Origin of the sequence: Paraburkholderia sp. J63, from assembly GCF_905220245.1 — a bacterium.
Lineage (GTDB): Bacteria > Pseudomonadota > Gammaproteobacteria > Burkholderiales > Burkholderiaceae > Paraburkholderia.
Map to the genome: position 1 here is coordinate 12,142 of NZ_CAJMZF010000023.1, position 25,876 is coordinate 38,017.

Annotated in this window: 28 protein-coding genes and 2 pseudogenes; 15 read left to right on the forward strand and 15 right to left on the reverse strand. The window is 63.2% G+C overall.

From position 1 onward, the window contains the following. Nucleotides 1–27: 27 nt before the first annotated feature. The 7 genes from U5775_RS23175 to U5775_RS23205 form a co-directional block, all read right to left on the reverse strand. The gene (locus U5775_RS23175) at nt 28–672 is read right to left on the reverse strand and encodes an FMN-binding negative transcriptional regulator (RefSeq protein WP_322060433.1); all 645 of its coding nucleotides are present in this window, start codon (nt 670–672) and stop codon (nt 28–30) included. Nucleotides 673–838: 166 nt separating this feature from the next. After that, nucleotides 839–2,698 carry a hypothetical protein gene (locus U5775_RS23180; RefSeq protein WP_322060434.1) on the reverse strand — a complete coding sequence of 620 codons (1,860 nt, stop codon included), beginning with the start codon at nt 2,696–2,698 and terminating at the stop codon, nt 839–841. Nucleotides 2,699–3,185: 487 nt separating this feature from the next. Next, nucleotides 3,186–4,547, reverse strand: a complete 1,362-nt coding sequence (locus tag U5775_RS23185; protein WP_322060435.1) for an MFS transporter — start codon at nt 4,545–4,547, stop codon at nt 3,186–3,188. A 336-nt stretch (nt 4,548–4,883) separates the two neighbouring features. Further along, nucleotides 4,884–5,666, reverse strand: a complete 783-nt coding sequence (locus U5775_RS23190) for a DeoR/GlpR family DNA-binding transcription regulator (protein ID WP_322060436.1) — start codon at nt 5,664–5,666, stop codon at nt 4,884–4,886. 257 nt (nt 5,667–5,923) lie between these two features. Then, on the reverse strand, nt 5,924–6,154 hold the full coding sequence (locus U5775_RS23195; RefSeq protein WP_322060437.1) for a hypothetical protein: 231 nt from the start codon (nt 6,152–6,154) through the stop codon (nt 5,924–5,926). Nucleotides 6,155–6,433: 279 nt separating this feature from the next. After that, entirely contained in the window at nt 6,434–6,922 is a 489-nt protein-coding gene (locus tag U5775_RS23200) for a hypothetical protein (RefSeq protein WP_322060438.1), read from the reverse strand. A gap of 58 nt (nt 6,923–6,980) precedes the next feature. Continuing rightward, nucleotides 6,981–7,604 carry a TetR/AcrR family transcriptional regulator gene (locus U5775_RS23205; protein WP_322060439.1) on the reverse strand — a complete coding sequence of 208 codons (624 nt, stop codon included), beginning with the start codon at nt 7,602–7,604 and terminating at the stop codon, nt 6,981–6,983. Between the two features lie 480 nt (nt 7,605–8,084). Between U5775_RS23205 and U5775_RS23210 the strand changes: the two genes are divergently transcribed. Beyond that, on the forward strand, nt 8,085–8,549 hold the full coding sequence (locus tag U5775_RS23210; RefSeq protein ID WP_322060440.1) for a MaoC family dehydratase: 465 nt from the start codon (nt 8,085–8,087) through the stop codon (nt 8,547–8,549). 40 nt (nt 8,550–8,589) lie between these two features. Further along, entirely contained in the window at nt 8,590–9,627 is a 1,038-nt protein-coding gene (locus tag U5775_RS23215) for an acyl-CoA dehydrogenase family protein (RefSeq protein ID WP_322060441.1), read from the forward strand. Nucleotides 9,628–9,735: 108 nt separating this feature from the next. Here the strand turns inward: U5775_RS23215 and U5775_RS23220 are convergent, their stop codons facing one another. Both U5775_RS23220 and U5775_RS23225 read right to left on the reverse strand, forming a co-directional pair. After that, nucleotides 9,736–9,876 (reverse strand): hypothetical protein, encoded by a 141-nt coding sequence (locus tag U5775_RS23220; RefSeq protein WP_322060442.1) that lies wholly within the window; start codon nt 9,874–9,876, stop codon nt 9,736–9,738. 173 nt (nt 9,877–10,049) lie between these two features. Continuing rightward, the gene (locus tag U5775_RS23225) at nt 10,050–11,267 is read right to left on the reverse strand and encodes an FAD-dependent monooxygenase (RefSeq protein WP_322060443.1); all 1,218 of its coding nucleotides are present in this window, start codon (nt 11,265–11,267) and stop codon (nt 10,050–10,052) included. 163 nt (nt 11,268–11,430) lie between these two features. Here U5775_RS23225 and U5775_RS23230 point away from each other — a divergent pair, with 163 nt between their 5' ends. The 7 genes and pseudogenes from U5775_RS23230 to U5775_RS23250 all read left to right on the forward strand — a co-directional run bounded on the left by U5775_RS23230 (nt 11,431) and on the right by U5775_RS23250 (nt 17,125). Continuing rightward, nucleotides 11,431–12,366 (forward strand): LysR family transcriptional regulator, encoded by a 936-nt coding sequence (locus U5775_RS23230; RefSeq protein WP_322060444.1) that lies wholly within the window; start codon nt 11,431–11,433, stop codon nt 12,364–12,366. A gap of 122 nt (nt 12,367–12,488) precedes the next feature. Continuing rightward, nucleotides 12,489–13,040 carry a GNAT family N-acetyltransferase gene (locus tag U5775_RS23235; protein WP_322060445.1) on the forward strand — a complete coding sequence of 184 codons (552 nt, stop codon included), beginning with the start codon at nt 12,489–12,491 and terminating at the stop codon, nt 13,038–13,040. Nucleotides 13,041–13,332: 292 nt separating this feature from the next. Continuing rightward, nucleotides 13,333–13,674, forward strand: a pseudogene (locus tag U5775_RS39500) (DUF6597 domain-containing transcriptional factor); the annotation flags it as partial. After that, a pseudogene (locus U5775_RS39505) lies at nt 13,653–13,835 on the forward strand (helix-turn-helix domain-containing protein); the annotation flags it as partial. The pseudogenes U5775_RS39500 and U5775_RS39505, both read left to right, overlap by 22 nt. 674 nt (nt 13,836–14,509) lie before the next feature. Continuing rightward, a complete protein-coding gene (locus U5775_RS23240; protein WP_322060446.1) occupies nt 14,510–15,676 on the forward strand; it encodes a porin in 1,167 nt (388 codons plus the stop codon). Between the two features lie 161 nt (nt 15,677–15,837). Continuing rightward, the gene (locus U5775_RS23245; RefSeq protein ID WP_322060447.1) at nt 15,838–16,179 is read left to right on the forward strand and encodes a DHCW motif cupin fold protein; all 342 of its coding nucleotides are present in this window, start codon (nt 15,838–15,840) and stop codon (nt 16,177–16,179) included. 334 nt (nt 16,180–16,513) lie between these two features. After that, nucleotides 16,514–17,125: a hypothetical protein gene (locus U5775_RS23250; protein WP_322060448.1), complete on the forward strand. Its 612-nt coding sequence runs from the start codon at nt 16,514–16,516 to the stop codon at nt 17,123–17,125. 132 nt (nt 17,126–17,257) lie between these two features. Here the strand turns inward: U5775_RS23250 and U5775_RS23255 are convergent, their stop codons facing one another. From U5775_RS23255 to modA, 4 genes are all read right to left on the reverse strand, one after another. Beyond that, nucleotides 17,258–18,421 carry a porin gene (locus U5775_RS23255; protein ID WP_322060449.1) on the reverse strand — a complete coding sequence of 388 codons (1,164 nt, stop codon included), beginning with the start codon at nt 18,419–18,421 and terminating at the stop codon, nt 17,258–17,260. Between the two features lie 422 nt (nt 18,422–18,843). After that, the gene (locus tag U5775_RS23260; protein WP_322060450.1) at nt 18,844–19,545 is read right to left on the reverse strand and encodes an ATP-binding cassette domain-containing protein; all 702 of its coding nucleotides are present in this window, start codon (nt 19,543–19,545) and stop codon (nt 18,844–18,846) included. A gap of 9 nt (nt 19,546–19,554) precedes the next feature. Next, nucleotides 19,555–20,229 (reverse strand): molybdate ABC transporter permease subunit, encoded by a 675-nt coding sequence (modB, locus tag U5775_RS23265; protein WP_322060451.1) that lies wholly within the window; start codon nt 20,227–20,229, stop codon nt 19,555–19,557. Between the two features lie 35 nt (nt 20,230–20,264). Next, complete coding sequence (modA, locus tag U5775_RS23270) at nt 20,265–21,050, reverse strand: molybdate ABC transporter substrate-binding protein (protein WP_322060452.1); 786 nt, start codon at nt 21,048–21,050, stop codon at nt 20,265–20,267. 229 nt (nt 21,051–21,279) lie between these two features. Here modA and U5775_RS23275 point away from each other — a divergent pair, with 229 nt between their 5' ends. Continuing rightward, nucleotides 21,280–22,269 carry a hypothetical protein gene (locus U5775_RS23275; RefSeq protein ID WP_322060453.1) on the forward strand — a complete coding sequence of 330 codons (990 nt, stop codon included), beginning with the start codon at nt 21,280–21,282 and terminating at the stop codon, nt 22,267–22,269. Between the two features lie 36 nt (nt 22,270–22,305). Here the strand turns inward: U5775_RS23275 and U5775_RS23280 are convergent, their stop codons facing one another. Beyond that, complete coding sequence (locus U5775_RS23280; RefSeq protein WP_322060454.1) at nt 22,306–22,704, reverse strand: PPC domain-containing DNA-binding protein; 399 nt, start codon at nt 22,702–22,704, stop codon at nt 22,306–22,308. 195 nt (nt 22,705–22,899) lie between these two features. On the opposite strand from U5775_RS23280, the gene U5775_RS23285 reads away from it, so the two are divergent. From U5775_RS23285 to U5775_RS23295, 3 genes are read left to right on the forward strand one after another with little or no spacing between them, the layout of a single operon-like run. Continuing rightward, complete coding sequence (locus U5775_RS23285; RefSeq protein WP_322060455.1) at nt 22,900–23,172, forward strand: hypothetical protein; 273 nt, start codon at nt 22,900–22,902, stop codon at nt 23,170–23,172. After that, complete coding sequence (locus tag U5775_RS23290; protein ID WP_322060456.1) at nt 23,169–23,699, forward strand: methylated-DNA--[protein]-cysteine S-methyltransferase; 531 nt, start codon at nt 23,169–23,171, stop codon at nt 23,697–23,699. Before U5775_RS23285 ends, U5775_RS23290 begins: the two co-directional genes overlap by 4 nt. A gap of 59 nt (nt 23,700–23,758) precedes the next feature. Continuing rightward, complete coding sequence (locus U5775_RS23295) at nt 23,759–24,247, forward strand: hypothetical protein (protein ID WP_322060457.1); 489 nt, start codon at nt 23,759–23,761, stop codon at nt 24,245–24,247. A gap of 33 nt (nt 24,248–24,280) precedes the next feature. On the opposite strand, the gene U5775_RS23300 is transcribed toward U5775_RS23295, so the two are convergent. Further along, the gene (locus tag U5775_RS23300) at nt 24,281–24,829 is read right to left on the reverse strand and encodes an N-acetyltransferase family protein (protein ID WP_322060458.1); all 549 of its coding nucleotides are present in this window, start codon (nt 24,827–24,829) and stop codon (nt 24,281–24,283) included. A 270-nt stretch (nt 24,830–25,099) separates the two neighbouring features. On the opposite strand from U5775_RS23300, the gene U5775_RS23305 reads away from it, so the two are divergent. Together U5775_RS23305 and U5775_RS23310 are read left to right on the forward strand one after the other, a co-directional pair. After that, on the forward strand, nt 25,100–25,666 hold the full coding sequence (locus U5775_RS23305) for an XRE family transcriptional regulator (protein WP_322060459.1): 567 nt from the start codon (nt 25,100–25,102) through the stop codon (nt 25,664–25,666). 54 nt (nt 25,667–25,720) lie between these two features. Next, entirely contained in the window at nt 25,721–25,870 is a 150-nt protein-coding gene (locus U5775_RS23310; RefSeq protein ID WP_322060460.1) for a hypothetical protein, read from the forward strand. Nucleotides 25,871–25,876: the final 6 nt, after the last annotated feature.

Below are 25,876 nucleotides of genomic sequence, written 5' to 3' on the forward strand. Positions count from 1 at the left end.
AGTGAGCCCCACGCCGCCGCGCGCGTTTCAGCCCTGCTCCGCCTTGCGCGCGGCAATCTCCAGCATCGGCGCGCCAAGGTCGTCGCGGCCGCGCGCCACGAGCGCTTCGCCCGCACCGCGGATGTCGCGCGCTTCCTTGTTCTGGCTGAGCTTGCGCTTGCCAGCGAGGCGCGTGATCTCGATCTCGAGGCCGACGATCGCCTTGAGCATGGTGTCGAGATAGTCGGGCGGCGCGTCGCCCATCTTCCAGGGCTGGGCCTCGTTCGCCTCGTGAGTCCGCGTGAGGCGGGCCACCACGCCGCGCACGAACTTTTCGTCGTCGCGGATACGGATGCGCCCGTGCGCGTGCACGACGACATAATTCCACGTGGGCACCTGGCGGTGGGTCTCGTGCTTGCTCGGATACCAGGTGGGCGAGACATAGGCGTCGCCGGCGCGGAAAATGGCGAGCACTTCGTCGCCGTCGGCCACGTCCTGCCAGAGCGGATTCGCGCGCGCGACGTGCGCATGCAGCGTGCCGAGCGCACCCTCATTGGCAAGGAGTTCGAACGGAATGTGATTGGCGTCCAGGCCGCTCGCGCCGTGCGTGACGAGCGTACCGAACGGATGCTGCGCGATGAGCGCATGCAGGACCCCGGTGTTGGACTCGTCGAAATGGGCTGGGACGTACATGGCGGCTCCACGTTGGGCGCGCGCGGCAGGGCGGCCGCGCGCCGGTGACAATGATGCCGTTATTGTCGCGCCAAACCGGCGCTGGCTGTAGAGCCAGCGCCGGTCGTGCCCGGGGAACCAGCGGCGGCGCCGGCCCGGTTACCCCGCACGCCGTTCAAGCCCCGGATCAGGCGTCGCTGGCACCGCTTTGCCCGTCGTCATCGGAAGTCGCGTTCTGCGAACGCTGGCCATCGTCGCCGGAAGTGGCATTGGCGGTCTGCGTCGAGGAACCTCCAGCGTCGGCGCCCCCCGCTCCGGCCGCATCTTCCCGCGCGTTGTCCTCATCCATGGACGAACGCGACGAGTCGGCGCCGGACGTATCGCTCGATGTCTGCACGGATTGATCTCCGGCGTCCGCGCCGGAAATGCCGGAAGTGCCGGCCACATCCTGCCGCGAGCCGTCGTCAGCCGCGGTCGATGCAGCGGGTCTATCGGGCGCGGCCGCGCGGGGCGGGTTGCCCGCCGATTGCCCCGCGCCGATGGCAGACGCTGGCTCCATGACTTGCTGCGGCGAGCCCGAGCCCGCGCCGGAGCCCGGCATAGCCCCATTCCCCGCGTTCTCCTGAGTGCCGTCCTGCTGTGCGCCGGAGGCCTGTTGCCCGCCCTCTGCCGGTGCGGGATTGCCCGCCGCCTGGGACTGCGCACCGCCGTTCGGTACCGGGCCGCCATTCGAGCCAAAGAATTGACTGCTTTGCGTACCGTCATCGTTGAACGTGGTTTCCATTCGGGCGCCAGTGGGATCGTAGCGGATATCGCGTGTATTCCTGCCGTTCTCGTCGAAGTAATCATGCTGCACGAAATTGCCATTCGCGGCGTAAATATACGACTCGCGAGGCCGCCCGCTCGAATCGTAATTCGTCAATGAATGACCGCCATCCTGGGTGATTTCGGAATGGCTTCTTATCTGCCCCGACGCCGGGTCGAAATAGTCGCCGTTGATATATTGCCCCTTGGCGTCATAGTCCACCATCTGCGTATTACGGTTCTTGCTATCGAACGAAGTAGCTTTCTGCGAGTTATCCTCGTTGTATTGGCGGGTGATGCCGGAGTTGTCCGGGTTGAACTCGTCGTGCTCGGTCTCATGTCCGTTGCCGCTAACCACGTCTACCGAGTAACCACCGTCGGCGTTATGCTGGTAAGTCGCGCTGGAAATTGGCGCTCCTTGCCCGTCGACCATCTGCGCGTTCTGGATCTTTCCATCAACGAACGTCTGCGTGCCCACATCTCCAGAAGGCCAATGCTCGGTCATTGAATTGACGTTGCCTTTCTCGTCGCCATCGAACTTGACTTTAGGCGGCCCACCAGACTCGGGCGCCGCTGCGCCACTCACCTCACCGTAATACTGGTAGTAGGTTTTATTTGGCGCCGTACTGGGAACATCGTTGACGGTGGCATTCATCCCGATCGGAATAAGAAGATTGCGATCCTCCTCGGCAGACTTTCCGGCTTTGACGTCGGCCTGGTGCTTCTGATCGAACTGCTGCTGCGTATTCTCAGGCGCGGCGAAGTAGATCTCGGTCCCGGGCTTGTCTGGCGCTGCTTTGTTATTGCGGATTTCCTGCTGCACCTGCCAGTTGTTGTACATCGCCTCGCCTTCCCCATGCGCGCCCCGCATCGCACTGACATTGTATGCATTGGGATCGCGTGGATTGACCTTGTACTTCTCCGCAAATTTTTGATCGTTATCCTTATTTTCGAAGTGACCAATTTCGTGAGAAAGGGCGCCAGTCAGCGTATCGTCCGATAATCCCTGGTAGTCCGTGCCAATGACGATGCGACTACCGTCGAAGTAGGTGCCATCCTTATTGCCGTACTGCATGGGCATCGCCTGTCCGGCGCTCACCTGAGCACCGTAATCGTGGAGTTCGCTCTGTAGCGTGGGACTTTTGTTGATGAGGTCGATCATTCCAGGCGAAGGCTTCATGTCACCCCACCAGGATTCCCTACCGGTAACGTAGTTCTGTCCATTGCGAATATTCAATGCCATGTGAATTTTCCGGTGAATGGTTGGAGTACTCCCCACGGCATGCATGATCCCGGCACGGCATGGGGAGAAGTCCGCGTAGGGGACGCGGCAAGGAACAGTGTGCTGAGCTGTGTTACGCGGAGGTGGTAACGGTCTACTACCCGGCGCGCGGTCGGCCGGGATGGGTTGCCGCAATGGGCAACGGACATCGGAGGATCGGTGAAGGCTGGGCCGCTATACCTGCCGGACGGCCAGAAACGATGGAGGTGAAGATAACGTTGCTCGCGCAACTAATCAAGTGTTCGCGCGAATGGCGCCGCGAATGCCGGCGCCGGCCATCCGCCCGGAACTAGCGGCGCCTGGGAACCTTGCGCCCAGGTCATGCCGCGTTGCAGGCGCGCAGGCCGCCTCGCAAAAAGCGGCCGTGCCCGAAAGCTCGGTGCCCGGCACGCCAGCGGCCTGCACGCCCGCTTCAGGATTTCACGCTCAAGACACGCTCAAAGCGCGCTCAAGACACGCTTGCAGGACGCGAGCCGCCGAGCACTTGCCGCGTCACGCCAGCGAGAATCAGCACGAACAGCGCGGAGCACAGCACCGGCAGCGCCGCCGCATGAAACAGCGAGGCGTTCGACCAGTTCAGCGCGATCAACTGCCCACCGACGAGCGGTCCGATCACCGAGCCCACGCGGCCAATGCCGAGACTCCAGCCGATGCCTGTCGAGCGCAGCGAGGTCGGATAGAAGTGGCCCGCGAGCGCATTCACGGCGGGCTGCCCGCCGACCACGCAGAAGCCCGCGGCGAACACCACGAGCAGCAGCCACGGCAAGGTGTGCGCCGCAAGGCCGATCACGCCCACGAACACGGCCGCGCAAGCAAAGCACGCAAACAGCACGCGCACGAAGCCAAAACGTTCGATGAACCCGCCGAGCAGCAGCGTCCCAATCACCCCGCCCGTTTGCAGCGCCGTGCCCACGACCACGGCGGTCGACTGCGTGTAGCCCGCGTCACGCATCACGGTCGGCAGCCAGTTCGAGAGGAAGTAGAGGTCGATCAGGTTCATGAAGCTGATGGCCCACAGCAGCAGCGTGACGGGCGCGCGGCCGGCGCGGAACAACTCGGCGACGGGCGCGCCGCCGGTGCCGGGCTCGCGCACGACGAGCCGCGTATCGGCGTCGATCGGCAAGGACGGATCGAATTTGGCGAGCCACGTGCGCGCTTCGGCAACGCGGCCCTTGAGCACGAGGAACTGCAGCGATTCCGGCAGCGCAATCCACATGACGACGGCGAGCACGAACGGCACGGAACCGCCGACCCAGAACACCGCGTGCCAGCCATACGCGGGGATCAGCGCGGCGCTCACGAAGCCGCCCAGCGCCGCGCCCAGCGTGAAGCCGCACGACACCATCATCATGCGCTTCACGCGGTGCGCGGCCGGCGTGAATTCGCCGACCAGCGCCATCGCGTTCGGCATGATGCAGCCAAGGCCGAGCCCGGTGACAAAGCGCAGCGCGATCAGCTGCGGGATCGTCGACGTGAACGGCGTGGCGAGCATCGCGAGCGCGAAGAACAGCGTCGACCCGACCAGCACCGGGCGGCGCCCGATGCGGTCGGCGAGCACCGAAAGGCCGAGCGCGCCAAGCAGCATGCCGAACAGGCTCGCACTGAAGACCGGCCCCAGCGACGCCTTCGACACGTTCCAGTCGGCGATGACGCTCGGCGCGACGTAGCCCATGGCCTGGGCGTCGAAACCGTCGATGATGAGACACAGGCCGCACAGGATGGCCAGCAGGAGGTGGAATACCGGGTGATGCGCTTCACCGAGTGCGCGCTCGACTTCGATGACGTTGGTGGGTGCCGGCTGGGCGGACATGGTCGTTTCCTCGTGAGCCGCTTATGAAGTTACGAATAGTAAAATCAATTACCCATAGTGAAATTTCATGTAAACCCTGGTAGGGATCCGTCGGCGGTCTTATGGATTGTTGCCGGTCAAGTGGCAAACGGACGCGTGCGACAGCGGATGCCCAGCCGGCGCGCGGGTCAGAAGGGGATCGTAGTCGTGCGCGAGGGACGTGCGGATGCCGCCGCCGTGTCGGGCGGGTTTCCCGGCAAGCGCCGGGCATCGAGTATCGGAACAGGCGCGTGAACGCCCTGCTACGGCTTGGCCCGGATTACCCGCGCGGGCCGATCAGCGGCAGCCAGCGCCGGGCTACCGGTGCCCGGCCTCTCCCGCCAGCTCCACCGCCACCTGCGGGAGCGCGCGAAACGGCGCGAGCGCATCCTCGCTCGCGCTCGCATGGGTGATGAGACGCCAGTCGCGCTCGATGGGGGTCCAGTGCTGCTGGCGCGCGCGGCCGAGCTTGTCGGCGTCCGCCAGCACGACGATCTGCGCCGCGCGCCGGATCATGCAGTCCTTGAGCGAGGCCTGCGGCGCGCTCGCTTCGCACAGGCCGAAGCCGGCGACCACGCCGTCGGCGCCCAGAAAGGCCTTGTCCACGCTCACGCGCGTGAGCAGCAGTTCGGCCAGCGGCCCGATCGTGCTCATGCTGGAGCGGCGCAAGTCTCCGCCGAGCAGCGTGACCTGCACGCCGGGCGCGTTCGCGAGCGTCGTCACGGCCAGCAGATTGTTGGTGAGCACATGCAGGTCGTTGCGCACGGCCAGGTGGCGCGCGAGCGCCGCGCAGGTCGTGCCGCCGTCGAGCATGACCGTGTCGCCGTCGTGCACATGCGCGGCGGCCGCGAGCGCGATGATCTCCTTCTGCTCGCGCCGCGCCGCCTTGCGCTCCTTCAGCGAGGCCTCGGGCTCGTGCACGCCCACGAGCGCCGTCGCACCGCCATAGGTGCGCACGAGCCGGCGCTGCTTGTGCAGCGCCGCCAGGTCGCGGCGAATGGTGGCCTCCGAGACGCCCAGCGCCTCCGTCAACTGTTCGACGTTGGCCTCGCGCGTCTGCACGAGGTCGAGAATGACGCGTTGACGGTCGGATGCTTTCATTGCAATGGGAGCGGCGGCGTGGACGGGCGGGCGCGGGATCGCCGTCGTCCGGCATCCCGCGAATCCGGCGATCTTACACGACCGCGCCGGGCCGGCCAGACGCGCGCCGGCACAGCGCCAAAGGCAAGGACTGCCTGTGTCCGCCGAGGATACGGCGCGCTCGCGCGCGTTGCCGGAATGGCTCGGCGCCTCGCCTGCATGTGGCGCGGCGCGATGAACTCGCGAGGCCGCGACGTGAAACAACGCCGGCCGCCACGCTAGGCGGCGGCCGCCGGCACGGGCTTGCCGCGCTCCAGCATCTCGAACAGCTTCGCCACGCGGTGACGCTGCGCGGTCACGAGATCGTAAGTCTGCTCGAGCGTGCGCAGGCGCTTCTTCCAGTAATCGTCGTCGATCCCGCGCGGCGAGCTGGCGCCCTGCGCGCGGGTCACGTATTGAACCATGCGCTCGACGTGGTCGAGCTCGGTATCGGCAAGGCTGGCCGGCATCAGACTGCCGGCGGTCGGTCTCTGTGGCTGCGGTGTGGAGCGCATGTTTTTTGCCTGTAGTCGTACGATCCGGCCGCCCCTTCGTTCGGCAATGCCCCGAACGCGGCCGATAACGCTGTACCGACGACAATACCCAGGCTTGTTTGCGCGGCTTGACCGTGCGTCTCAAATTCGCCCGGGCGCGTTATAAATTTGCATCATGGTGTCCCGGGCCGCGCCGTGTCACTGTACTGTCACGCCACCCCGGCACGCGGCCGGCGTAGCGATGCCCTCCCCGGCTCAGGCGCCGGTGGGGTCCTTCAGGTGCACGCGGATCGGGCCGCCCACGCTATTGAAGATGAGGTCGCCATTCGGCGCGTACTCGACGATGGCGTAAGCGCCGTTGCCGAGATTGCCCTTGCCGAACTCCACGCGCTGCACGGTCTTGCCCGTCATCCAGTCGAGCCCGGTGAGCTCCCAGCCGGTCTTGTAGTAGCCGTTGACGGAGACGATGCCCGAGGCCGAACTCACGCTGGGCACCATGCTGATGGACACCACGTCGCCGCGCGCCCACACGGAGTGCCAGCGGTGCGCCTTCGGATCCCCCTCGAAGCGCTGGCAGCCGATGCCGGGCTCGTTGACGGGCCCGAGCGACAGCACGTCGACGAGCTTGTCCTCGCCGTCGCCAAAGCCCATCAGCGTCGGCGTGGAGCCCGTGCCGTTGCCGATTTTCACCGTGGGCGGCTGGTCGCCCGTGTCATAGGCCGAGGTCCACGCACCGTCCGCCATGGCGTGGTGCTAAATGGCGACCGCACGCGGTGGCCTGCGCGCTCACCCGGCCCGGCGATTACTCCAGATACCGGACGATGAGCCGGGTGGCTTCGTCGACGAGCGCGGCAAACGCCTCTTCCGGCAGGTTTTCGGCCTGACGCAAAACCGCCGTATGGGTCAGCGCCTCGATCGAGGTGACGCAAACGAAGGTCGCGAGATCGAGGTCGACGGGACGAAACTCGTCGCGGTGGGTTTCGAGCCAGCTCCGGAACAGCAGCCAGGTCTCGCGGTTCAGCACTTCCGTGCCTTCGAGCTTGCCCATGCGCGGAATCTGCTCGGCCAGCACGCGATGCAGCTTCGGGTCGATGCGGTGCGCCTCGACTGCCGCGGCGACGAGCCGGCGCACCGCGCGCTCCATCGGCAGCGCCGCCACCTCGGCCAGCGCGCGGCGAACGACTTCCATGAGCTCGCGGCTATGACGCTCGAGGACGGCGGCAACGAGCGCCTCCTTGCCGGGGAAATATTGATAGAGCGAGCCGACGCTCACGCCCGCCTTTTCGGCAATCCGGTTCGTACTGGCCTTGTCGAAACCGTCCTTGACCAGGAGGCGGGCGGTTGCTTCGATCAGGGCTTCGACCGTTGCACGCGACCGGTCCTGAGAGGCGTGCTTCCTCGGGTTCGTGACGGCCTTTCGCGCCATGTCCCTCGCTCCGGAATGTGAGTGGATGAATACGAGCTATCTCTCGCATTATGGTCCTGTCACTTCCCCCCTTTTGTATGAAGGTTGGTGCCGCGTTCTCGTTCGGGGAAAACCCTCAAGCGAATGCGTCATCCGCTCATCGTGCGCGGCATTCCGAAGATTAATTGCATACGCAACTAGCTGGATTATTGGCTCGCCGGATGTGCATGGCGCCATTTCGGATTCCGCAATGGATTGTTGCTTCAGGAATGCAGCGGCCCTGCCACGTTGCAGCGCAGCCTTGGCGCATACCCCGAAAACACGGGCGTGCCGCGCGATTGCCCGGTTTCGAATCGACGAAACGAGGCCTTGAACATAGGACGAATCGATGCAGCGCCGTTTTTTTTCAGGTTGCCTCGTCCTGACCGCGATCCTAGAATCGGGACGAATCCGGGTGGCATACACGAGCCGCCCGCGAGAAAAAAACATGGGGGACGAGACATGACGACAGCGCCGCAACTGCTGGGCCGCGGTTTCTACTGGCAGGAGATCGAGGCCGGCCAGCGCTTTCGCACCTACCGCCGCACGGTGACGGAGACCGACCTGGTCAACTTCATCTCGGCCACGGGCATGCTGGAGGCGATCTTTATCGACGCCCATTACGAGCACGGCGCCATCGAAGGGCGCCCCGTGCCCGCCGCGCTCACGAGCAGCCTGATCGAAGGCCTGCTGTTCCAGACCATGATTCAGGGCACCGGCCTCGCGCTGCTCGAATTCTCGATGAAGGCGCACGCGCCGGTGCTCGTCAACGACACGATCTATGGCGTGGTCGAGGTCGAGGAAGTCAAGCCGACTTCGAAAAACAATCGTGCGGTGGTGACGAGCCGTATCGAGGTGTTCAACCAGCGCGACGATCTCGTGCTCTCGTACACCGCGAAGCGCATGCTCGCGGGGCGGCCCGCCTGAGCGCTGATCCACAACTACGCTGAATCAAGGGGAGAAACGAATGGACGACATGTTGACCGCCTCGGCGCAAACCGTGCTCGCCGACCTCTGCACACCGCAATTCGTGCGCGGCGTGGAAGCGGCGCACGACCGCCGCGCGGGCCGCGAGCTTTGGCGGCAACTCGAGGCACTGGGATTGCTGGACGCGCTCGTGCCCCAGGCGCAGGGCGGCGCGGACTTGCCGCTCGCCGAGGCGGCGGGCGTGCTGTTCGCCTTCGGCCAGCACGCGTTGCCGCTGCCCGCCGCGCACACAATGATCGCGCGTCATCTGCTCGCCGCCGCGCAGGTGGAGGCGCCGCGCGGGCCCATCGCCCTCGCGATTGCCGACTCCACGCAAAGCATGGCCTTCGTGCCTTACGGGCAGGTTGCGGACGCGGTCGTGGTCGAAACCTCGGCGGGCACGTATCTCGTCTCGCTCGACACCGCCTGCGTGGAAAAACACGGCGAGGCGCTGGACGCCACCGTGAGCTTCGACACGCGCAGCGCGCACGCACTGCCCGCGCGCGGCATCGCCGAACTGGGCGCGCTCGTGACGGCTGCCACGATGGCCGGCGCGATGCAGCGCGTGCTCGACATCACCGTCGCCTACGTGAATGGGCACGAGCCGTCCGGCCGCTCGCCCGGCAAGCTCCAGGCCGTGCAGCAGCAACTGAGCGTGATGGCAGGACACGTCGCGGCCACGCGCACGGCCGCGCAGCTTGGCTGCGCCGCGCATCGCAGCGGCCAGCAGCGCCTCGCGAGCGCGATTGCCAAGGCGCGCGCGAGCCGCGCGGCGCCGCTCGTCGCGAACGGCGCGCATGGACTCGTGGGCGCCACGGGAATCACGGCGGAATTCGATCTGCAGCTCTATACGCGGCGCCTCCATGCGCAACGCCTGCAATATGGTTCGGAGTCCTTCTGGGACGAGATCGTGGGCACGCACGCGCTAGATGACCGGAATGGCGGAGCTGAGAGCGTGGTCGGCATTTTCGACGCGCTCGACGAAGCCGCGATGCCTTCGCCGTTCTCGCGCACGCTCCCGCCGAGCTTGCCGCACTAGCCTGCGGCCACGCTTCATTCACGCCAATCCGGTTGGCAACGCTGCGCGGACTAGAAGACGCGCTATGCGTCAATCCCTCGGCTCCGCGCACGAGCCCGACACGCAGGCTCAGTTCAACCGGACACCGAACCCGCTGCCTTCCTTCGTGGATGCGTCCACCCAGTTGAAAGTGAGACCCTGCTGGCCCTGCAGGCGCTTTGCAACGGAGGTGGCGTTGCTGCCCACGAAATGGTCCACGCCATTGAGCATGATTACGCCACACAACTCGGCGGGGGTGGGAGCAAGACCGAGCAGCGAGCAGACGATCCGGCACGGTTGGCGAATACAGAAGGTTTGCCAAGATCTCGACGTCGATCTACAAAAAATTAATTAGTGATCCTATACACATGATGCGACACACGAGGATGAGAAAGGTACACGGCTCAAAGCCAGGTACCGCCCTGGCGTTCGGTCGGCTCTTGCGCGAGGGCGTCGAAATCGTGAATCCAGTCCAGGTGATGCAGCAGGCTCTCGCGTGCGCCAAGGCGGGCATTGCGCGCCTGCGCTTCAGGTCCATCCGGCAGATGCAATACGTCGGCCGTCGATATCGACGCGTATTGCACCTTGCGCGTGCGGCCCCGGCGCAACCGCTCGTAAGCCTCCTGCGCCTCGCGCCAGCGACCCGGGCCCGCCTTGGCCAGTTGCGCGGCCAGCACCACGGCATCTTCGATCGACTGATTGGCGCCCTGCCCGTGATGCGGCACGAGCGCGTGCGCGGCATCGCCGATCAGCGTCACGCGGCCCTTGCTCCAGCGCCCGAGTGGAGGACGATGGAACAGGCCCCAGCGCTGACTGACCGGCACCGCCGAGATCATCTGCACCACCGCCGGATGCCAGTCCCTGAACAGGCGCAACTGCTCGCCCTCTCGCGCGGGCGCAACCCATTCGCGCGACGGCCACGGCGAAGGATGGCGCTCGACGAGCAGAAAGTTCTGGTCGCCCTTGTCGCCAATCGGATAGTGGAGCAGATGACCCTGAGGTCCGATCCAGAACTGAATGGCCTCGGTATCGGGCAGCAGATCCATGCGTTCGGCCGGCACCACGCCGCGAAAACCCGAGCAGCCCGAATACAGGGCGTCGTCGTAGCCGAGCATCCAGCGCCGCGTGATCGAGCGGGCTCCGTCCGCGCCGATCACCAGATCGGCGTCGATGCGCCGACCGTTGGCGAAGCTCAGACTCACCCGATCGGGATGCTGCACGAGATCGGTCAGCCGATGGCCGAGGTGAATGCGATCGAGGCCGACCGCATTCGACAGCACGGCCTGCAGGTCCGCGCGATGCACGCCCCAATAAGCGCCCCCGAATTGCCGGCGATAGCTTGGTTCGCCGCGATGCTGGCCAATCACTTCGCCGCTGCGTCCGTCCCGATAGATCAGTGCGGGAATCTCGGCGCACACCGCGTCGAAAGCCGCGCGCAATCCCATGCGCTCGTAAAACCGCGTCGCGTTCGCCGATAGCGCGACTGCCGCTCCAACTTCGCGAAGCTCGTCGGTCTGCTCGTAGAGTTGGGCGTCGATGCCGTGTTCCCGCAATGCGAGCGCGAGCGTAAGGCCGCCTATGCCCGCACCAATGATTGCGATCTTCAGATCCAGCTGTTCCATGGGACGTCTCCAGTATTCGGACTGTGGTTTGAGCGACACGGCATGCGTACTGTGCTAAAGCCGAGCGCCTTGACTGAATTCTCGGTACGGGTCGCACATTTCACAATAAAATGGATTGAATCCACGTCATCACTGAAATCAATGAGCCTGGGAGACCCGCACCATGAACCTGAGTGAAGTCGATCTCAATCTGCTGCTGCTTTTTCAGCGGCTGATGCAGGAGCGGCGAGTCTCGACCGTGGCCGAGCAGATGAACATGAGCCAGCCTGGCGTGAGCAACGCCCTCGCCAAACTGCGTCGACGGCTCGGCGACCCGCTGTTCGTGCGCGGGCCCGGCGGCGTCGTGCCCACGCCGTTCGCGTTGCGCCTGGCGCAGCCGGTTTCTCAGGCGCTGGCGATCCTGCACACCGCACTCAATCCGGAGACCGGCTTCGATCCGTTGCGCGCCACGCGCACGATAACGATCGGCATGACCGATATCGGCGAGGTCGTCTTTCTGCCGGCACTGGTCGAGCGACTATCGCGCGAGGCGCCTGGCATCGCGCTCAATACGGTTCGCGACACGAGCGTCAATCTGGGCAACGAGATGGCCGAAGGCCGGGTCGATCTCGCCATTGGCCTGCTGCCGCAGCTCAAGGGCGGGTTCTATCAGCGCCGCCTGTTCGATCAGCGCTACGTCTGCCTTTTCAGGCAAGGTCACGCGCTCGAAGACGCGCCACTCACGCTCGCTGCCTGGCGTGAAGCCGAGCATCTGGTGGTGGTGTCCGCGGGCACCGGACACGGTCAGGTGGACGATTGGCTGAAACAGCGTGGCGTGCAGCGCCGGGTGCGATTGACGGTGCCGCATTTCATGAGCGTCGGCTATATCCTGCAACGCACCGATCTCATTGCCACGGTGCCGGAGCGGTTGGCCTTGCAACTGGCGGCGCCGTTCTCGTTGAGTCTGCGGGCCTTGCCCTCGACGTTGCCCGCCGCGCCGATTCATTTGCTCTGGCATGCGCGGGTGCAGCAGGATGAAGGTAATCGGTGGCTGCGGGAGATGGTGATTGATTTGTTTGCGGATTCGGTTAGGCGGCCGCATGGGGGGAAGAGCGCTTAAAAACGTTTGTAGTTCGAAGCAATTATCGGAAAAATTCACAATGACAAGCTGGGCGTTACTCGCTGTGCGAACGTGCAAATTGCCAGGTTTCTTCTGCCCATCACCAATTGCCGGTACAAGCCATGCCGCTTCCAACATTTCACACCGACCGCCTGGAACTTCGAGCCCGAACGATACAGGATTTCGATGCCTGTCTTGCTATGGATCGGGATCCTGAGGTGGTTCAATTTGTTGAGGGACCATGGAACGATCCTCTGGAGCACGAACGCTTTCTGAAGGGCCGCATTGAAGCGAGCTTCGGCGAGGGATTGGGTTACTGGTCTATTTTCTCAAAGCAGATTCCTAACCGCTTTCTCGGCTGGGTGCTACTCATTCCCTACGATGCCGTTGGACCGGAGATAGAGATCGGCTGGCGTTTGACCAGGGAAGCGTGGGGGTACGGGTATGCGACGGAGGCGGCACGTCCAGTGACAATCTACGCACTTCGCACGCTCGGGCTGCGAAAGATCGTGGCCGACATTCATCCGGAGAACACCGCGTCGATACATGTGGCATCCAGATTGGGCATGACGCGTCGTGAAGATGGTGTGCACAACGGCGCGCCGTACAGGCGTTACGTCATCACGCGAGACGAATTGCAGTCCGCGTGTGACGGTGATGCGGACCTCCGTTAATTGATCGGCCTGAAGCTACGTTCAGCCATGTCAGCCAATACTCGGCCCGAAGCAACCGCTCAAGCGAATGGGCCCCATCCTTTAGCCCACCGTGGTACGCTTTTTCGATCACGTGGCGTCCTATGGCCGAGGCATTGGCCGGAACGGCGATCATCTCGGGCGGCGCGATCTTCACGTCAAATTCGCCGTGGGTGACAAACGATTTTTTGTCTGCAGGAGCAACGTTCATGGGATCTCTCACAAAGAATTTGCGGCGACAGACGAGGAAGCGCTCACGTCGCTAATCGGAAAGATGCGGAAATGCGCATCGCCCCCATCATTGACTAAAACATCCACTGTGTCTTGTATAAACCCGACATCTCACCCTGGCATATTCTTGTCGCAGCGCGCGGTACTGCTGCCCCAACATATCGGCCAGAAATTCCAGCTCAGCCGCTATCCGGTGGGCGAGTCGCTGGCTCCGTGGGCAGAATTCCATTGGATCGTGGAATGGGATCTACGTGAAGACGAACGGCATTTTCAGCAGGTCTTGCCCTATCCAAACGCTAATCTGGCGTTCGAGATCGGGCAGACCGCGATTCACGGGCCATCGCGAGGCATCTTTACGCGTGAATTGAGAGGTCGTGGAAGAGTGCACGGCTTGCGGGCGTTACGCCAAAGTGGCTCGTTCAACGCGCGAGAACTCACGACTCGCTGCGACTTCTTACGGTCGAGCAAGAAACACCCCTCGTCCACATAGGAGCACGTCTGGGCTTTTTCGACCAGGCGCATTTCACTCGCTGCTTTCGGCAACACATCGGCCAGTCGCAGTGCCATCGCCATCGCTTTCTCTCACATGACTCGAATACGACCGCCAGATTGCGTGCAACAGTCGCCGCATCTGGCTTCGGCATGAACGCGATGTAATCACGCTTCATGGTCGTTACAGGACAAGACTGATTTTGCAATGAGAAATATTTCCAGTTTTTCTGCGTCTCATACGAAAAATCATTTTGTATATCCACCGCCCACCCCTGCGTCACGCCCGTATTAATACGTTCGGGAAACGGCAGCTGTTCGCGGTTTTCTATCGTGCAGGCAGGCGTCATCTATGTCTGTAACGCTTCGCGTCAAAGCTTGGCATTGTCGCGATTGCGCGTGACAACGATAGTTTCCGGTTCGCCCTCGTTAGCCTGCACAGCCACGCATACCGCGGCACCCTCCGGATCGGGGGGTACGGCACTAGCTCACGCATTTAAATGAATGCGATCTGACCTGCATCAGATTCCTTAGTGATACCAAAAAACAATCCAGCATTGCCAATACGCAATGGCCCATCGACCGACCGCCACACAAGGCATGCGCCTTGTGTTACGTTTTTGCGACAGTTATTTTTTTTCGTTTCCTTGGGTTGCAGGAGGTACCTTATCCTCCGGCGCGCAACAACAAATACATCAATCCAAAAGCTACTCCTGGTCCCTGAAATACAGATGAAAAACAGCAAAATCAAAGCAAGCGTTATCGCTGTTGCCGCTTTCGCAGCATCCTCGGCAGCAATGGCGCAGTCGTCGGTCACCCTGTACGGCATGCTCGACGCAGGTATCGGCTACACCTCGAACGTCGACGGCCACTCGAAGGTCAGCCTCGATGGCGGTGCCTCAGGTTCGAACAAGTGGGGCCTCACGGGTCAGGAAGACCTCGGCGGCGGCCTCAAGGCGGTCTTCAAGCTCGAAAATGGTTTCAACATCGGTACCGGCGGTATCGGCGGCCAGGGCCCCATTGGCTCCACGCGTTCGCTGTTCAACCGCCAGGCCTACGTAGGCCTCGCTTCGGATCAGTACGGTACCCTGCGTATGGGTCGCCAGATCGACGCCGTGACGGAAATGGTTCAGGGCCTGACCGGCGACGCCGTTTCGGCATCGGCATTCTCGACCCCGGGCGACGTAGACAACAACGACAACACGACGAACCAGAACAACGCCGTGAAGTACATTTCGCCGATCTTCAACGGCTTTCAGGCTGAAGGTGCGTACTCGTTCGGTGGCGTTGCCGGTGCTATGGGTTCGGGTCAATCGTGGTCGGTGGCTGCGAACTACGCTCAAGGTGGTCTGACAGTCGCGGGCGGCTACTTCCGTGCTGCAAACCAGGGTGAGAACGGCTGGCAGAACGCAACGGCACAACCGTCGTTCGGTGGTGCTCTGGGCTACCCGAGTTCGGGTTACTACGGCGGCAACGCGTTCAAGAGCGCGGGCATCGCACAGCTCGCCGGTCAATACCAGGTTGGTCCGTACACGGCTGGCCTGCGGTACTCGAACGCTCAGTACCAGGGCAACGATGGCCAGCCATCGATCCACTTCAACGTGCTGGGTGCCCTTCTGCAGTACCAGGTAACTCCGGCGCTGTCGCTGGCTACCGGGTACACATACGTCTACGGCTCGGCTGCCACGCCTGATCAAGCCGCCAAGGGCCGCACGATGGCCTCGATCAACCAGGTGTCGCTGGGTGCTACGTACGCGCTGTCGAAGCTTACCTCCGTATATGCCATGGGTGCCTATGTCCATGCTCTGGGTGCCCAAGCCTCGGCTGCTGACTTCGGCAATACCGCATCGGGCGGTAACCAGGTTCAAGCCAACATTGGCATGTACCACCGCTTCTAATCGCTGGTTTAGAAGCCCTGGGTAGCGAACACATTCATGAGCCTTCGGCCACAGGCCGAGGGCTATACTGTGGGGCAAGCTCGCCCAGGCAAAGCGCGCGCGGAGTGCCACTGCGGATTGACCAGCAGGCTGAAAACCCGATTTGTACAGGAAGCGACAGAATGAAAATGGATGCGTTTGCGTTCGGCACAACCAACTGGGCCGAAGTCGAAAAAACAGAGCATCAGGGAGAAACTGGCCTGGCTTATTGGCGCACGCGGTTCTTTGGGGAGAAACCGAATCAAATTCGCGTGCGGATGGGGGAATATACCCCGGGGTATCTCGCGGACCATTGGTGTCAGAAAGGTCATATTCTCTTCTGCATGGAAGGCGAACTGGAAACCACGCTTGAAGACGGACGAAAATTCGTTTTGACAGCGGGCATGAGCTACCAGGTCGGTGACCATGCGGAGCCGCATCAGTCCTATACCAGGACTGGCGCCAAGCTCTTCATCGTTGACTGAGCTGCGGAGTTCTGGCTTCCGGGGCCACATAACACAGCGCGGCGCAATGCTGCCGGGTTGTCGATTTTCAGCCACTCATCGACGGGCACGCTCAACGAGCGGCACCGCCATAGGACATATTGGCCGCGATAGCGCTCAATGAGCTCACTCCGCGAGGGACGAGCAGTCGGGCGGCGCCAAATCCGCAAGCTGTGTGAGTCAGCGCACAGACTCACAAACAAAGGAAGTCCATAAACTGGGACGAATTCGCCTACTACCCAGTACGGTTCTGGCCTCAAGGCAGTCCTCATCACGCAAGTGGGACCTGTATCCATCATATTGAGGTATTTGCCCGGTGAGCCATACAGCAAACGGTGCTGATCTGACCCAGGCTGCTGCCGATGATGCCAGCAGAGGGTTGCGCATAGAGGGCACCCATACCCTCGAATCCGGGTCGTATTTATTCAGACTCGTGGAGCGAGCAGACACGCCCGACGCGGGATGCATCAGCTCCCCCTGGTGGTTTCAGGAATCGACCATTCGAAAAATACTGCTCAAGGCCCGCGATCACTGCGAATATGCCGGCATTGCGCTTAACAATGCAGCGTGTAAACAGGCTCGTGAAGCGGCCGCGTTATCGGCGACATGGGCAGGCAGCGGCGCGAACTATCTCCTGGTGGGAAAGATCATTGCGCCCGTGGCCTTCATTTGGGGCGCGCCAAAGCCCGTTGGCCTGGAAAGGGAAAATGCGCCAGCCGCGACGGGTCTCAATACCGGCGCGACTATCGAATCAATTGAATGCGTCCCGAATCCGCTGTGCGTGCAGTTCTATCTGCCAGGCATGCGTGATACCAGAATGGCATCCAAGTGCATTTCGCCTCAGGGGCGATTCAAGTTTTCTCATAGCCCCGAACTAGCCGAGGGAGACATCGAGGGCTTCCTTCGGAAGGTCAAAGGCGCGGGTTAAAGCACGTCTCTTGTCCCGAACATCAATCGAATGCATGGAGCCAGCGCTGACCGGTTCGAGCGGCATCGACGATACACCTATCTACAACTCTCGCCGCCCGAGACTGCGGCGGCGAACATATCCCTCGTGCACTCAGAACTTATGCCGCAGGCCCACACGCGTAACGAACTGCGTATTGGCGCCCGCATTGCCAATGAACGACGACGACGAGCCGATTTCAGCCTGCACCGGCACCGAGCGTCCCGCGACGGTATTGCTGCCCGAAGCCTTCTGATACATCGCGAGCACATAAACGTCGGTGCGCTTCGACAGCGCGTAGTCGACGGCGCCGTTGATCTGATGCCACTTGCCGTCGAAGCGATCATCGAGCTTCGAGAACGTATAACCAAGACCGGCGCTCAATGCAGGCGTGAACGCGTATCGGCCGCCAATTTCATAGTTGTTCAGCTTCGACGATTCACCCGTGAGCGGCTCGAACCTCGTATGGGTCCAGTTCGCCCAGACGAGACCCGCCGCAATCGCGTAACGCGCGCCAATGCCGAAGGTTTCCAGATCGCGCAGACCACCCGTGTTGATGTTCGCAATGCTCACGCTAAACGGGGGCGTCGCGCCGTTCGGGTAGCGGATGTTCGTGTAGGCGGCGCCAATGCCAAACGGGCCCTGTGCATAGTTGGCGCCAAAGCTGTATGCGCTCGACGAACCTTGCGTGGCCGTCGTGCCGGTGGTCGTGGGCGTGCCGGCAAACTGCGTCGAGTTCGAGAAGCCGTACATGCCGCCGAACGTCAGGCCCGCGAAGTTTGCACTACTGAACTTGACGGCGTTGTTGATACGGCTAGCGGTCAACTGGTCCAGATCGTTGATGTGGTACGCGTAGTTGCCGGCGGGCGTCTGGCTGCCCATCGTGTAGTTGCCGCCGATATAGTCGGTCGAGAACGAATACTGCCGGCCGAACGTCAGCGCGCCGATACCGTCCTTCGAGAGGCCGACGTACGCCTGGCGCCCGAACAGCGCACCGCCCTGGCCCGACGTGCCATCGCCGGTGCTGAAGCCGCTTTCCAGCATGAACAGCGCCTTGAGTCCGCCGCCAAGATCTTCGGTGCCGCGCAGTCCCCAGCGGCTGCCCGAAGCAACGCCGTCGCCGTACTTGACGAGACTGTCGTGGCCCGTCGACGTCGCAACCTTGTTGGCGTAGGTGATACCGGCATCGAGCAGGCCGTACAACGTGACGCTGCTTTGCGCATGCGCCGCCGCGCCAAACGTTCCGAGGGCGGCCGCAGCCAGGAGGGTCTTCTTCATGCTGTTTTCCTTTTATTGTTAATGCGCGCGCCTTTATCGCAGCGGGACGCGCGGTGTGGTGACGAAACCGAAAAGCGTGTTGTTGCAAACCGGCTCGAACCGTCCAGCCGTGCGTATGCACTCATGCGCGCGTGCACGAGGATTCGTTTCGATGCCTGTTTGATGCTGCTGAACCAACCGGCGTGCCGTCAGGCACCGTTCGAGATACAGCGTCGCGGCATGCGCTGATGCACGCATGAATGACGACGCATTGCGCCAACGATGCAGGTCAGAAGAACTCTTCCGGCTTTCGTGGTGCAGATGGGGGTACAACGCATTCCGGCGTCGCACACAACGATATATTTTGTGGAATATATCGTGTTGTCAGCAATCGGTAAATAACTTTTCTGAAACCTGTCTCTTTTCTTTCACGGCTTCCCGCTCTATCGCACGTGAATGCGGGCGGAGGCCGGCACGGGCTGCTGCTCCACCCGTCCATCGACGAGGCGCACCACCTCGTCTCCAAACGCGGCAACATCTTCGGGATCGTGCGTGATGAGCAGCATCGGAATGTCGAGGCGCGTCTGCAACGCGAGCAGTTCGCTGCGCATGCGCTCGCGCAGCGCGTGATCGAGCGCGGAAAACGGCTCGTCGAGCAGCAGCAATTGCGGCTTCGACACGAGCGCACGCGCGAGCGCGACGCGCTGTTTCTGACCGCCCGATAAATGCACGGGATGACTGCCCGCCACGCCGCGCAAATCCAGCGCGTCGAGCCAGTATTCGACGTCGGGATGCGCGTCGCGGCGCGCGGGATTGAGCCAGCCCCGGTGCAGCCCGAAGGCGATGTTCTGGCGCGCGTTCAGATGCGGAAACAGTGCGTAGTCCTGAAACAGATAGGCAATGTGCCGCAATTGCGGCTTCAGATCGATGCCCGTCGCGCTGTCGAACAGCGTGCGTGCGCCGAGACGAATCGTGCCTTCGTCGGGCCGCAGCAGACCCGCGACGGCCTGCAGCGTCAGCGTCTTGCCCGAGCCCGATGGCCCGAACAGCACGACGCGCTGTGCCTGCGTTTCGAATGCGACGTCGAGCACGAAGCGGCGGCCGGCCGTTTCGAGCCTTTTGCGAATGGCGACGGTCAGTGCCATGTGGGTCGGTCAGCGCGAAGTGAGCAGCGCGTGCTGCGGCACGATGCGTCCGGCCAGCACCAGAATCACGACGCACGTCACGGAGGTCACCAGCACGAGGAAGTTCGCAGTGCTATCGTCGCCGGCCTGCACGGCCGAATAGATCGCGACGGACAGCGTCTGCGTACGGCCCGGCAGGTTGCCCGCGATCATCAGCGTCGCGCCGAATTCGCCAAGCGCACGCGCAAACGCGAGCAGCGTTCCCGCAACGATGCCGCGCGTGGCAAGGGGCAGCGTCACGCGAAAGAAGATGGCCGCCTCGCTGATGCCGAGCGTGCGGGCGGCGCGCTCGAGCTGCGGATCGATCGATTCGAACGCGGCGCGCGCCGACTTGAGCACGAGAGGAAACGCCACCACCATCGACGCGAGCACTGCACCCTGCCACGTGAACACGAGCTGGATGCCGAGGCTGTCCAGCCAGCGGCCGAACACGCCACGCCGCCCGACCAGCACGAGCAGGTAATAGCCGAGAACCGTGGGCGGCATCACGAGCGGCAGCGTCAACAGCGAATCGAGCAGATCGCGCGCGCCGGAACGCCAGCGCGCCAGGCCATATCCGGCGGCCACGCCGAACACGACGTTCAGCGCGGTCGCCCAGCCGGCGACTTTCAGCGAGAGCAACAACGGGATCCAGGCCTGCTCCATGATGCGGCGCTCCTCCTCGTGTGCACGCACCGGGCTCAGTGCGCGGTGCCGGCCGGCTTGAAGCCGTATTTCGCGAGCACGGCCTGTCCCTCGGGCGAGAGCACGTAGGCGATGAAAGCCTTCGCGTCGGCGGCGTGGTGGCTGCCTTCGACGAGCGCGAGCGGGTACGTGACCGGCGTTTGCGTCGGCACGGTCATCGCAACCTTCACGCGGTCGGGCATGATCGCCGCATCGGTTGCGAACACGAAACCGGCGTCGACTTCGCCGCGCGCCACGTAATCGAGGCTCTGCCGGACGTCGCCGGCCAGCACGCTTTTCGCGTTGACCGCGTCCCACAGGCCTGCCGCTTCGAGCGTGCCTTTCGCGTACCGCCCGATCGGCACCGATGCCGGATCGCAATACGCAACGCGCTTGACGCCCGGCTGCGCGAGTTCGGCGAGCGAGGTCGGCATGAACGGGCTATCCTTCGGCACGATCAGCACCAGCGCGTTGGCGGCGAAATCCCGGCGCGTGGCGGGATCGACCACCTTTTCCGCGACGGCCTTGTCCATCGCCTTCTGGTCCGCCGATGCGTAGACATCGGCGGGCGCGCCCTTCACGATCTGCTGCATCAGGACATCGGACGCGCCGAAATTCAACAGTACCTTGGTGCCGGGATGCTGCTGCTCGTAGGCCGCGCCCATGGCCTTGAATGCATTGGTGAGGCTCGCCGCAGCGGACACGATGAGCTCGTCGGCGCGCGCATTGGCGCACACGGTGAGCATGACGGCGCCAACGGCCAGCAACGCCTGCTTCAGCGGACGACGAAAGGGATTGCGCATGGTCTGCCGGGTCTCCGTGAAAGGAATGTAATTAATCGACCGCGAGATATTACACCGGATACTACGGTACGCACACCACAATACTGGTCATACGAACCTGGCTACCGTCGCCGGAGCGGCCAGGCGACGACATAGAATCCGTCGGTCCGTGTGTGCCATGCTGCTGCAGACATTCACATTCCCTCGATCCCCGCCCTGCCGGCGGGCAAACGTCTTCCCAGGAGCTGTCATGTCGATGTCCACGATGTCCAGGATATCCGGGGTCTCGCAAACCGGTCTCGCCGCGTCTCGGCGCACATGGAGGGCGCTCGTCGCGAGCATTGCGCTCGCCACACTATTCGCGGGTTGCAACCTCGCGCCGGCGCACGCGCCCACACGCATTGACCTCGCGGCACAGCCCAATGGCATCGCGGTCCGTCCGGGCGACGGCGCGCTATTTGTCACCGACGATCGCAGCAACGCCGTGCTCTCGTCATCCGATCGCTCGACATGGGCGCCCTACACGAAGCTGCCCGCTGCGGCGGGCCAGGCCAACAGCCTGAGTCAGATCGCGTTCGCGCAACCCGCTACGCTGCTCGTCGAACGGTTCGGCTTTGGCACGGCAGGCGCGTTGTTCGTGGTGTCGCCGGGTGGCGATCCGCACGCGCTCAACGGCCTCGCCACCGACCGGCGCAGGCTGGGCCTCGCGTCCATCGGGCCGGGCCGCGCGCTGTCGAGCTGGTTCGTCAAGGTGGGAAGCCAGCCGCCCACGGGTGGCGTCAGTCTCGTGCGCTACGACGCCGCGACCGGCACCGCGGTCGAACAGGACCTGATCCTGGGCCTCAAGAAACCCGTCGGGATTGCGGTGCATGGCAATGCGCTATACGTCGCCGATCAGGAGAACAACGTGATCCTGCGATATGACCTGAACGCACTGCTCACCGCGCCAGCGCCCTCGCGGGCCGGCACGGCGTTCGCCCAAATCGAAAGCCCGGACCTGCTCGCCATCGACCGTTCCGGCACCCTCTACACGAAGTGCCATGCACACGGTTTTTGCAGCGTCGCGCCGGACGGCACGGTCAAGAGCCTGGCGAACGACTTCGAGGGAGCGCGTGGGGTTGCTGTCGACGATGCACGGCATGTGCTCTATGTCGTCGATCGGGCGAAGCCGTCGAGCGGCGCAAGCAGCGCCATCCGCGTCTTTCCGCTGAACACCGACGACACGACTACCGCTCGTTAGCGAAGCACGCCAGATAAAGCCGATGTGGCCGCGCTGCTACGACACCTCGCGTATGACGAGCTCCGCGAAGCCGGTATGCGGGTCGGGTTCCCGAAAGAAGGCATGCGCGGGGAGCAGCGCAAGCAATAGCTCGGCGGTGGTCCGGACCTTGCAGCCGCGCGCCACGTGGCCGCCGAACACCTGACCGCGTGCGTCGGCGATGGACATATGGAGGTGAGCGCCATCAGGCGACACCGAACCGGCGACCGTCAATATTTCGAGGTCTCCGCGAATTTCGGTCGGGTGTTCTGCTCCCGCAAACCGTAATTGCGCGACGCTCAGGCTACCGATCCCCTGAATGACGAACGCCGCGCGTAGCTTGTCCTTCTGCAGGACGTTTTCGATAGCGGCGCGCAGGTCGTCGCCGGGATAGAGGCGCAAAGGATGGGCTTGCATGTGAGGTCACGGTCTCGGAGATTGGGAAACAGGTTAAGTCTGGACGAAGGCGTCGGCAAGTGTCGACGTCTCCTGGACACGTCTTTCAGGCACGCATACTCATGTCCGAATCTGGCCATGCCGCCCTTCCCATTTGCTTTACAGTCTGGTCATGCGCCTCGAATTAGCGCTGCGAAAGAAGTGTCGTCGGGACGGATGGCGCTCGAACCGGCCGCCCCTCTGGAAACCACGCTCGCCGCCTTGCGCGCAATTGAAGGGATCGGAGAGTGGGCCGTTCAGTACATCGCCATGCGCTCGCTGGGTTGGCCCAATGCTTTTCCCGAGGACGACACGATGTTCATGAAGCGGTCCGGCAGCGCTGGCCCATTCGAACTCGACCAGCTTGCCGCGCGACGGGAACACTGGCAACCGTGGCGCGCTTACGCGGCCGTCCGCATTTGGGATCTAATCGACGAGTCAAATCCATGACACCAGGTTATCTGACTTCAAGTCCATTGGGCGATATTGCCCTGCGTGTGGAAGATGATTTCTTGACCGGGCTGTTTTTCTCCGGACAGAAGTATTTTCCGCCCATTCCGCTTACGCGAATTCAGGGGAAAGCGCCGCCGCTTGTCCGCCACGCGCAGGAACAGATCGCGGAGTTCTTCGCGGGCGAAAGGCGCGTGTTCACGGTTCCGATCGCTCTGCGCGGCACGGCGTTTCAGCGGCGGGTCTGGACCGTGCTCGCCGCCATCCCCTACGGAAGCGTGGTTTCGTATAGCGACGTGGCAAAGCAGCTCGGTTTAGGCACCGCGCACGCGCGCGCGGTCGGCAGCGCGGTCGGTCATAATCCGGTTTCCGTGATCGTGCCGTGTCACCGGGTTCTCTCGACGTCCGGTGAACTGACGGGCTACGCGGGAGGCGTCGATCGTAAAGCGGCGCTTCTCGACCTCGAAGGTCAAGGGCGTCTGCCGATGTTCTCGAACGGCTACTCGACGCAGATACCACTGCTATGAGCGGCTCGATCTCGCTGCGGAGTGCACTCAGTCATGCCATACGGGCTTAGCAGGACTTCATGAAACCGCACCGCGAATCTGGAAATCTTCTTTTCACCAGGATTAACTGGGCCTGGCTTGGCTACATAATTTTTTCGGCGATTAGTCTTTTCCTTCTTCTAAGCGCCCTCGACCCGCTTGTGAACCAGGCGCTCGGAAGCGGCTTTCGCAGCCCCAACCCTCCAGCCGCTCCGATGACGCTCCCTCGCTGGATCGCGGCGGGACTTGCCGTGTGTTTCTACTGCGCGGGCGCGGTCTATGCCGGATGCGTCGAACGCAACGGCAAGTTGTTCATGAATCGGGCGGCGTTCCTCGCGGCGTTGAACGTGGCGACCGCTGCCCGTGGAATCTGTCTGTTCCTGCTGCCGCTCGTCGCGACGATCGCAACCGCCGCCGGTCTGGTCGCTGCCGGCGTTCATGGCCACGCGCTGCCCATCGTCCCCATCGGCGCCATGCTCGGCAACTGGCTGTGTTTCAGGATCGTGGCGTGGTGGCGTCCTCGTTCTTGACGCTGTAACCGCGGGCGTGCCTGTCGCGCTGCTTCAGCCATCCACCGGCTGCACCGGCGTTTCCAGCGTCAGTTGATAGAACGCCGCATCGAGCCATCGGCCGAACTTGAATCCTGCCTGCGTAACGGTCCCGGCATGAACGAAGCCCAGGCGGGTGTGCAAGGCGATACTCCCGGGGTTGGCTGCGTCGATGCAGCCAACCATGACGTGCACTTGCGCCTCCTTCGCACGCCGAATGATCTCGCGCATCAGGCGCTCGCCAAGACGGCGGCCGCGCTGCTCGTGGTGCACATACACACTATGCTCGACCGTGTACTTGTAGGCGGGGAATGCGCGGAACGCGCCCCAGCTCGCGAAGCCCAGCAACTTGCCCGATGCGTCGACGGCGCCCACCACGGGAAAGCCGCCTGCGCGCTTCGCGGCGAACCATGTCGCCATGGCCTCGGGCGGTCGCGGCACGTAGTCGTACAGCGCCGTTGAATTGACGATGGCTTCGTTCAGGATTTCGAGGATGGCCGGGGCGTGCTCCGCCTCGGTGCAGTCGATCAGGCGGACGCTGTCGTCCTGTTCGTGAGTGTTCATACCAGCTCCTGTTCGTTCAGGCAGTTCAGAAAGTCGTGTGAGCGAGACGCGGGAGCCTGCTCCGCTCCGTCATGCAAAGTACCGCTGCGCGAGCGCCACCCAGTAACGCACGCCTGGGGGAATGATGTCATAGGGGCGGCGGGGCTTGCGAGGGCATCTCGCGCATATCATCTACTATAATGGACGATCGGACACCGACAAAGCGGAAAACATAGCTTCTATTGGATAACGGCGAACATGCCACGACGAAAACCCGATCCCGATCCCATCATGTCCCGTCCCCCAGCCGACCCCACCGCGGCCATCTCCGCACGCGTGCGCATCGAGCGCGAATCGCACGGCTGGTCGCTAGCGGATCTGGCGGAGCGCTCGGGCGTATCCAAAGCGATGATCAGCAAGATCGAACGCGGCGAAGCCAGCCCGACCGCCACGGTGCTGGGCCGGCTTTCAGGCGCGTTCGGCCTGCAGCTTTCGATGCTGCTGGCGCTCGCGGAGCAAACGGGGGAACGGTTGAGCCGCGCCGCAGACCAGCCGCTCTGGCAGGACCCGGAGACCGGCTATACGCGGCGAGCGATATCGCCGCGCAATGGCGGCATGCTGGAACTGGTGGAAGTCACGCTTCCGGGCGGGGTGCGGGTCTCGTATCCATCGTCGGCGTTCTCGTTCCAGCACCAGCAGGTCTGGGTGCGCAGCGGCACGCTGGTCTTCGAGGAAGGCGACCTGACCCATCGGCTGGAGACCGGCGATTGCCTGCAACTCGGTCCGCCCGCGCCCTGCACGTTCTTCAATCCGGGGAAGGAAGCGTGTGTCTATGTCGTCGCGCTGGTGCGGCGCTGAGGTCTGCATGCCCTCGCGGGCATCGGCGCTACGGGCACACTGACGAAGCAACTCGTGTTCGACATCGAGATGCGCTTTCCGACCTCGTCGATTGCATCGGACAGCATGCGACTCAACGCAAGCGAAATCGAATTCGCCCGGTCCGCTCGTTTCCGGACGATCCGGCCGATGCTATCCGCCATGCCCCTGACCGGGCGTCCCTGACCGGGC

Excerpts from the sequence above, each read along its gene's own strand:
- U5775_RS23175 (WP_322060433.1), bottom strand. The coding sequence starts at position 672 with ATGTACGTCCCAGCCCATTTCGACGAGTCCAACACCGGGGTCCTGCAT.
- U5775_RS23180 (WP_322060434.1), bottom strand. The coding sequence starts at position 2,698 with ATGGCATTGAATATTCGCAATGGACAGAACTACGTTACCGGTAGGGAA.
- U5775_RS23185 (WP_322060435.1), bottom strand. The coding sequence starts at position 4,547 with ATGTCCGCCCAGCCGGCACCCACCAACGTCATCGAAGTCGAGCGCGCA.
- U5775_RS23190 (WP_322060436.1), bottom strand. The coding sequence starts at position 5,666 with ATGAAAGCATCCGACCGTCAACGCGTCATTCTCGACCTCGTGCAGACG.
- U5775_RS23195 (WP_322060437.1), bottom strand. The coding sequence starts at position 6,154 with ATGCCGGCCAGCCTTGCCGATACCGAGCTCGACCACGTCGAGCGCATG.
- U5775_RS23200 (WP_322060438.1), bottom strand. The coding sequence starts at position 6,922 with ATGGCGGACGGTGCGTGGACCTCGGCCTATGACACGGGCGACCAGCCG.
- U5775_RS23205 (WP_322060439.1), bottom strand. The coding sequence starts at position 7,604 with ATGGCGCGAAAGGCCGTCACGAACCCGAGGAAGCACGCCTCTCAGGAC.
- U5775_RS23210 (WP_322060440.1), top strand. The coding sequence starts at position 8,085 with ATGACGACAGCGCCGCAACTGCTGGGCCGCGGTTTCTACTGGCAGGAG.
- U5775_RS23215 (WP_322060441.1), top strand. The coding sequence starts at position 8,590 with ATGGACGACATGTTGACCGCCTCGGCGCAAACCGTGCTCGCCGACCTC.
- U5775_RS23220 (WP_322060442.1), bottom strand. The coding sequence starts at position 9,876 with ATGCTCAATGGCGTGGACCATTTCGTGGGCAGCAACGCCACCTCCGTT.
- U5775_RS23225 (WP_322060443.1), bottom strand. The coding sequence starts at position 11,267 with ATGGAACAGCTGGATCTGAAGATCGCAATCATTGGTGCGGGCATAGGC.
- U5775_RS23230 (WP_322060444.1), top strand. The coding sequence starts at position 11,431 with ATGAACCTGAGTGAAGTCGATCTCAATCTGCTGCTGCTTTTTCAGCGG.
- U5775_RS23235 (WP_322060445.1), top strand. The coding sequence starts at position 12,489 with ATGCCGCTTCCAACATTTCACACCGACCGCCTGGAACTTCGAGCCCGA.
- U5775_RS23240 (WP_322060446.1), top strand. The coding sequence starts at position 14,510 with ATGAAAAACAGCAAAATCAAAGCAAGCGTTATCGCTGTTGCCGCTTTC.
- U5775_RS23245 (WP_322060447.1), top strand. The coding sequence starts at position 15,838 with ATGAAAATGGATGCGTTTGCGTTCGGCACAACCAACTGGGCCGAAGTC.
- U5775_RS23255 (WP_322060449.1), bottom strand. The coding sequence starts at position 18,421 with ATGAAGAAGACCCTCCTGGCTGCGGCCGCCCTCGGAACGTTTGGCGCG.
- U5775_RS23260 (WP_322060450.1), bottom strand. The coding sequence starts at position 19,545 with ATGGCACTGACCGTCGCCATTCGCAAAAGGCTCGAAACGGCCGGCCGC.
- modB (WP_322060451.1), bottom strand. The coding sequence starts at position 20,229 with ATGGAGCAGGCCTGGATCCCGTTGTTGCTCTCGCTGAAAGTCGCCGGC.
- modA (WP_322060452.1), bottom strand. The coding sequence starts at position 21,050 with ATGCGCAATCCCTTTCGTCGTCCGCTGAAGCAGGCGTTGCTGGCCGTT.
- U5775_RS23275 (WP_322060453.1), top strand. The coding sequence starts at position 21,280 with ATGTCGATGTCCACGATGTCCAGGATATCCGGGGTCTCGCAAACCGGT.
- U5775_RS23280 (WP_322060454.1), bottom strand. The coding sequence starts at position 22,704 with ATGCAAGCCCATCCTTTGCGCCTCTATCCCGGCGACGACCTGCGCGCC.
- U5775_RS23285 (WP_322060455.1), top strand. The coding sequence starts at position 22,900 with ATGGCGCTCGAACCGGCCGCCCCTCTGGAAACCACGCTCGCCGCCTTG.
- U5775_RS23290 (WP_322060456.1), top strand. The coding sequence starts at position 23,169 with ATGACACCAGGTTATCTGACTTCAAGTCCATTGGGCGATATTGCCCTG.
- U5775_RS23295 (WP_322060457.1), top strand. The coding sequence starts at position 23,759 with ATGAAACCGCACCGCGAATCTGGAAATCTTCTTTTCACCAGGATTAAC.
- U5775_RS23300 (WP_322060458.1), bottom strand. The coding sequence starts at position 24,829 with ATGAACACTCACGAACAGGACGACAGCGTCCGCCTGATCGACTGCACC.
- U5775_RS23305 (WP_322060459.1), top strand. The coding sequence starts at position 25,100 with ATGTCCCGTCCCCCAGCCGACCCCACCGCGGCCATCTCCGCACGCGTG.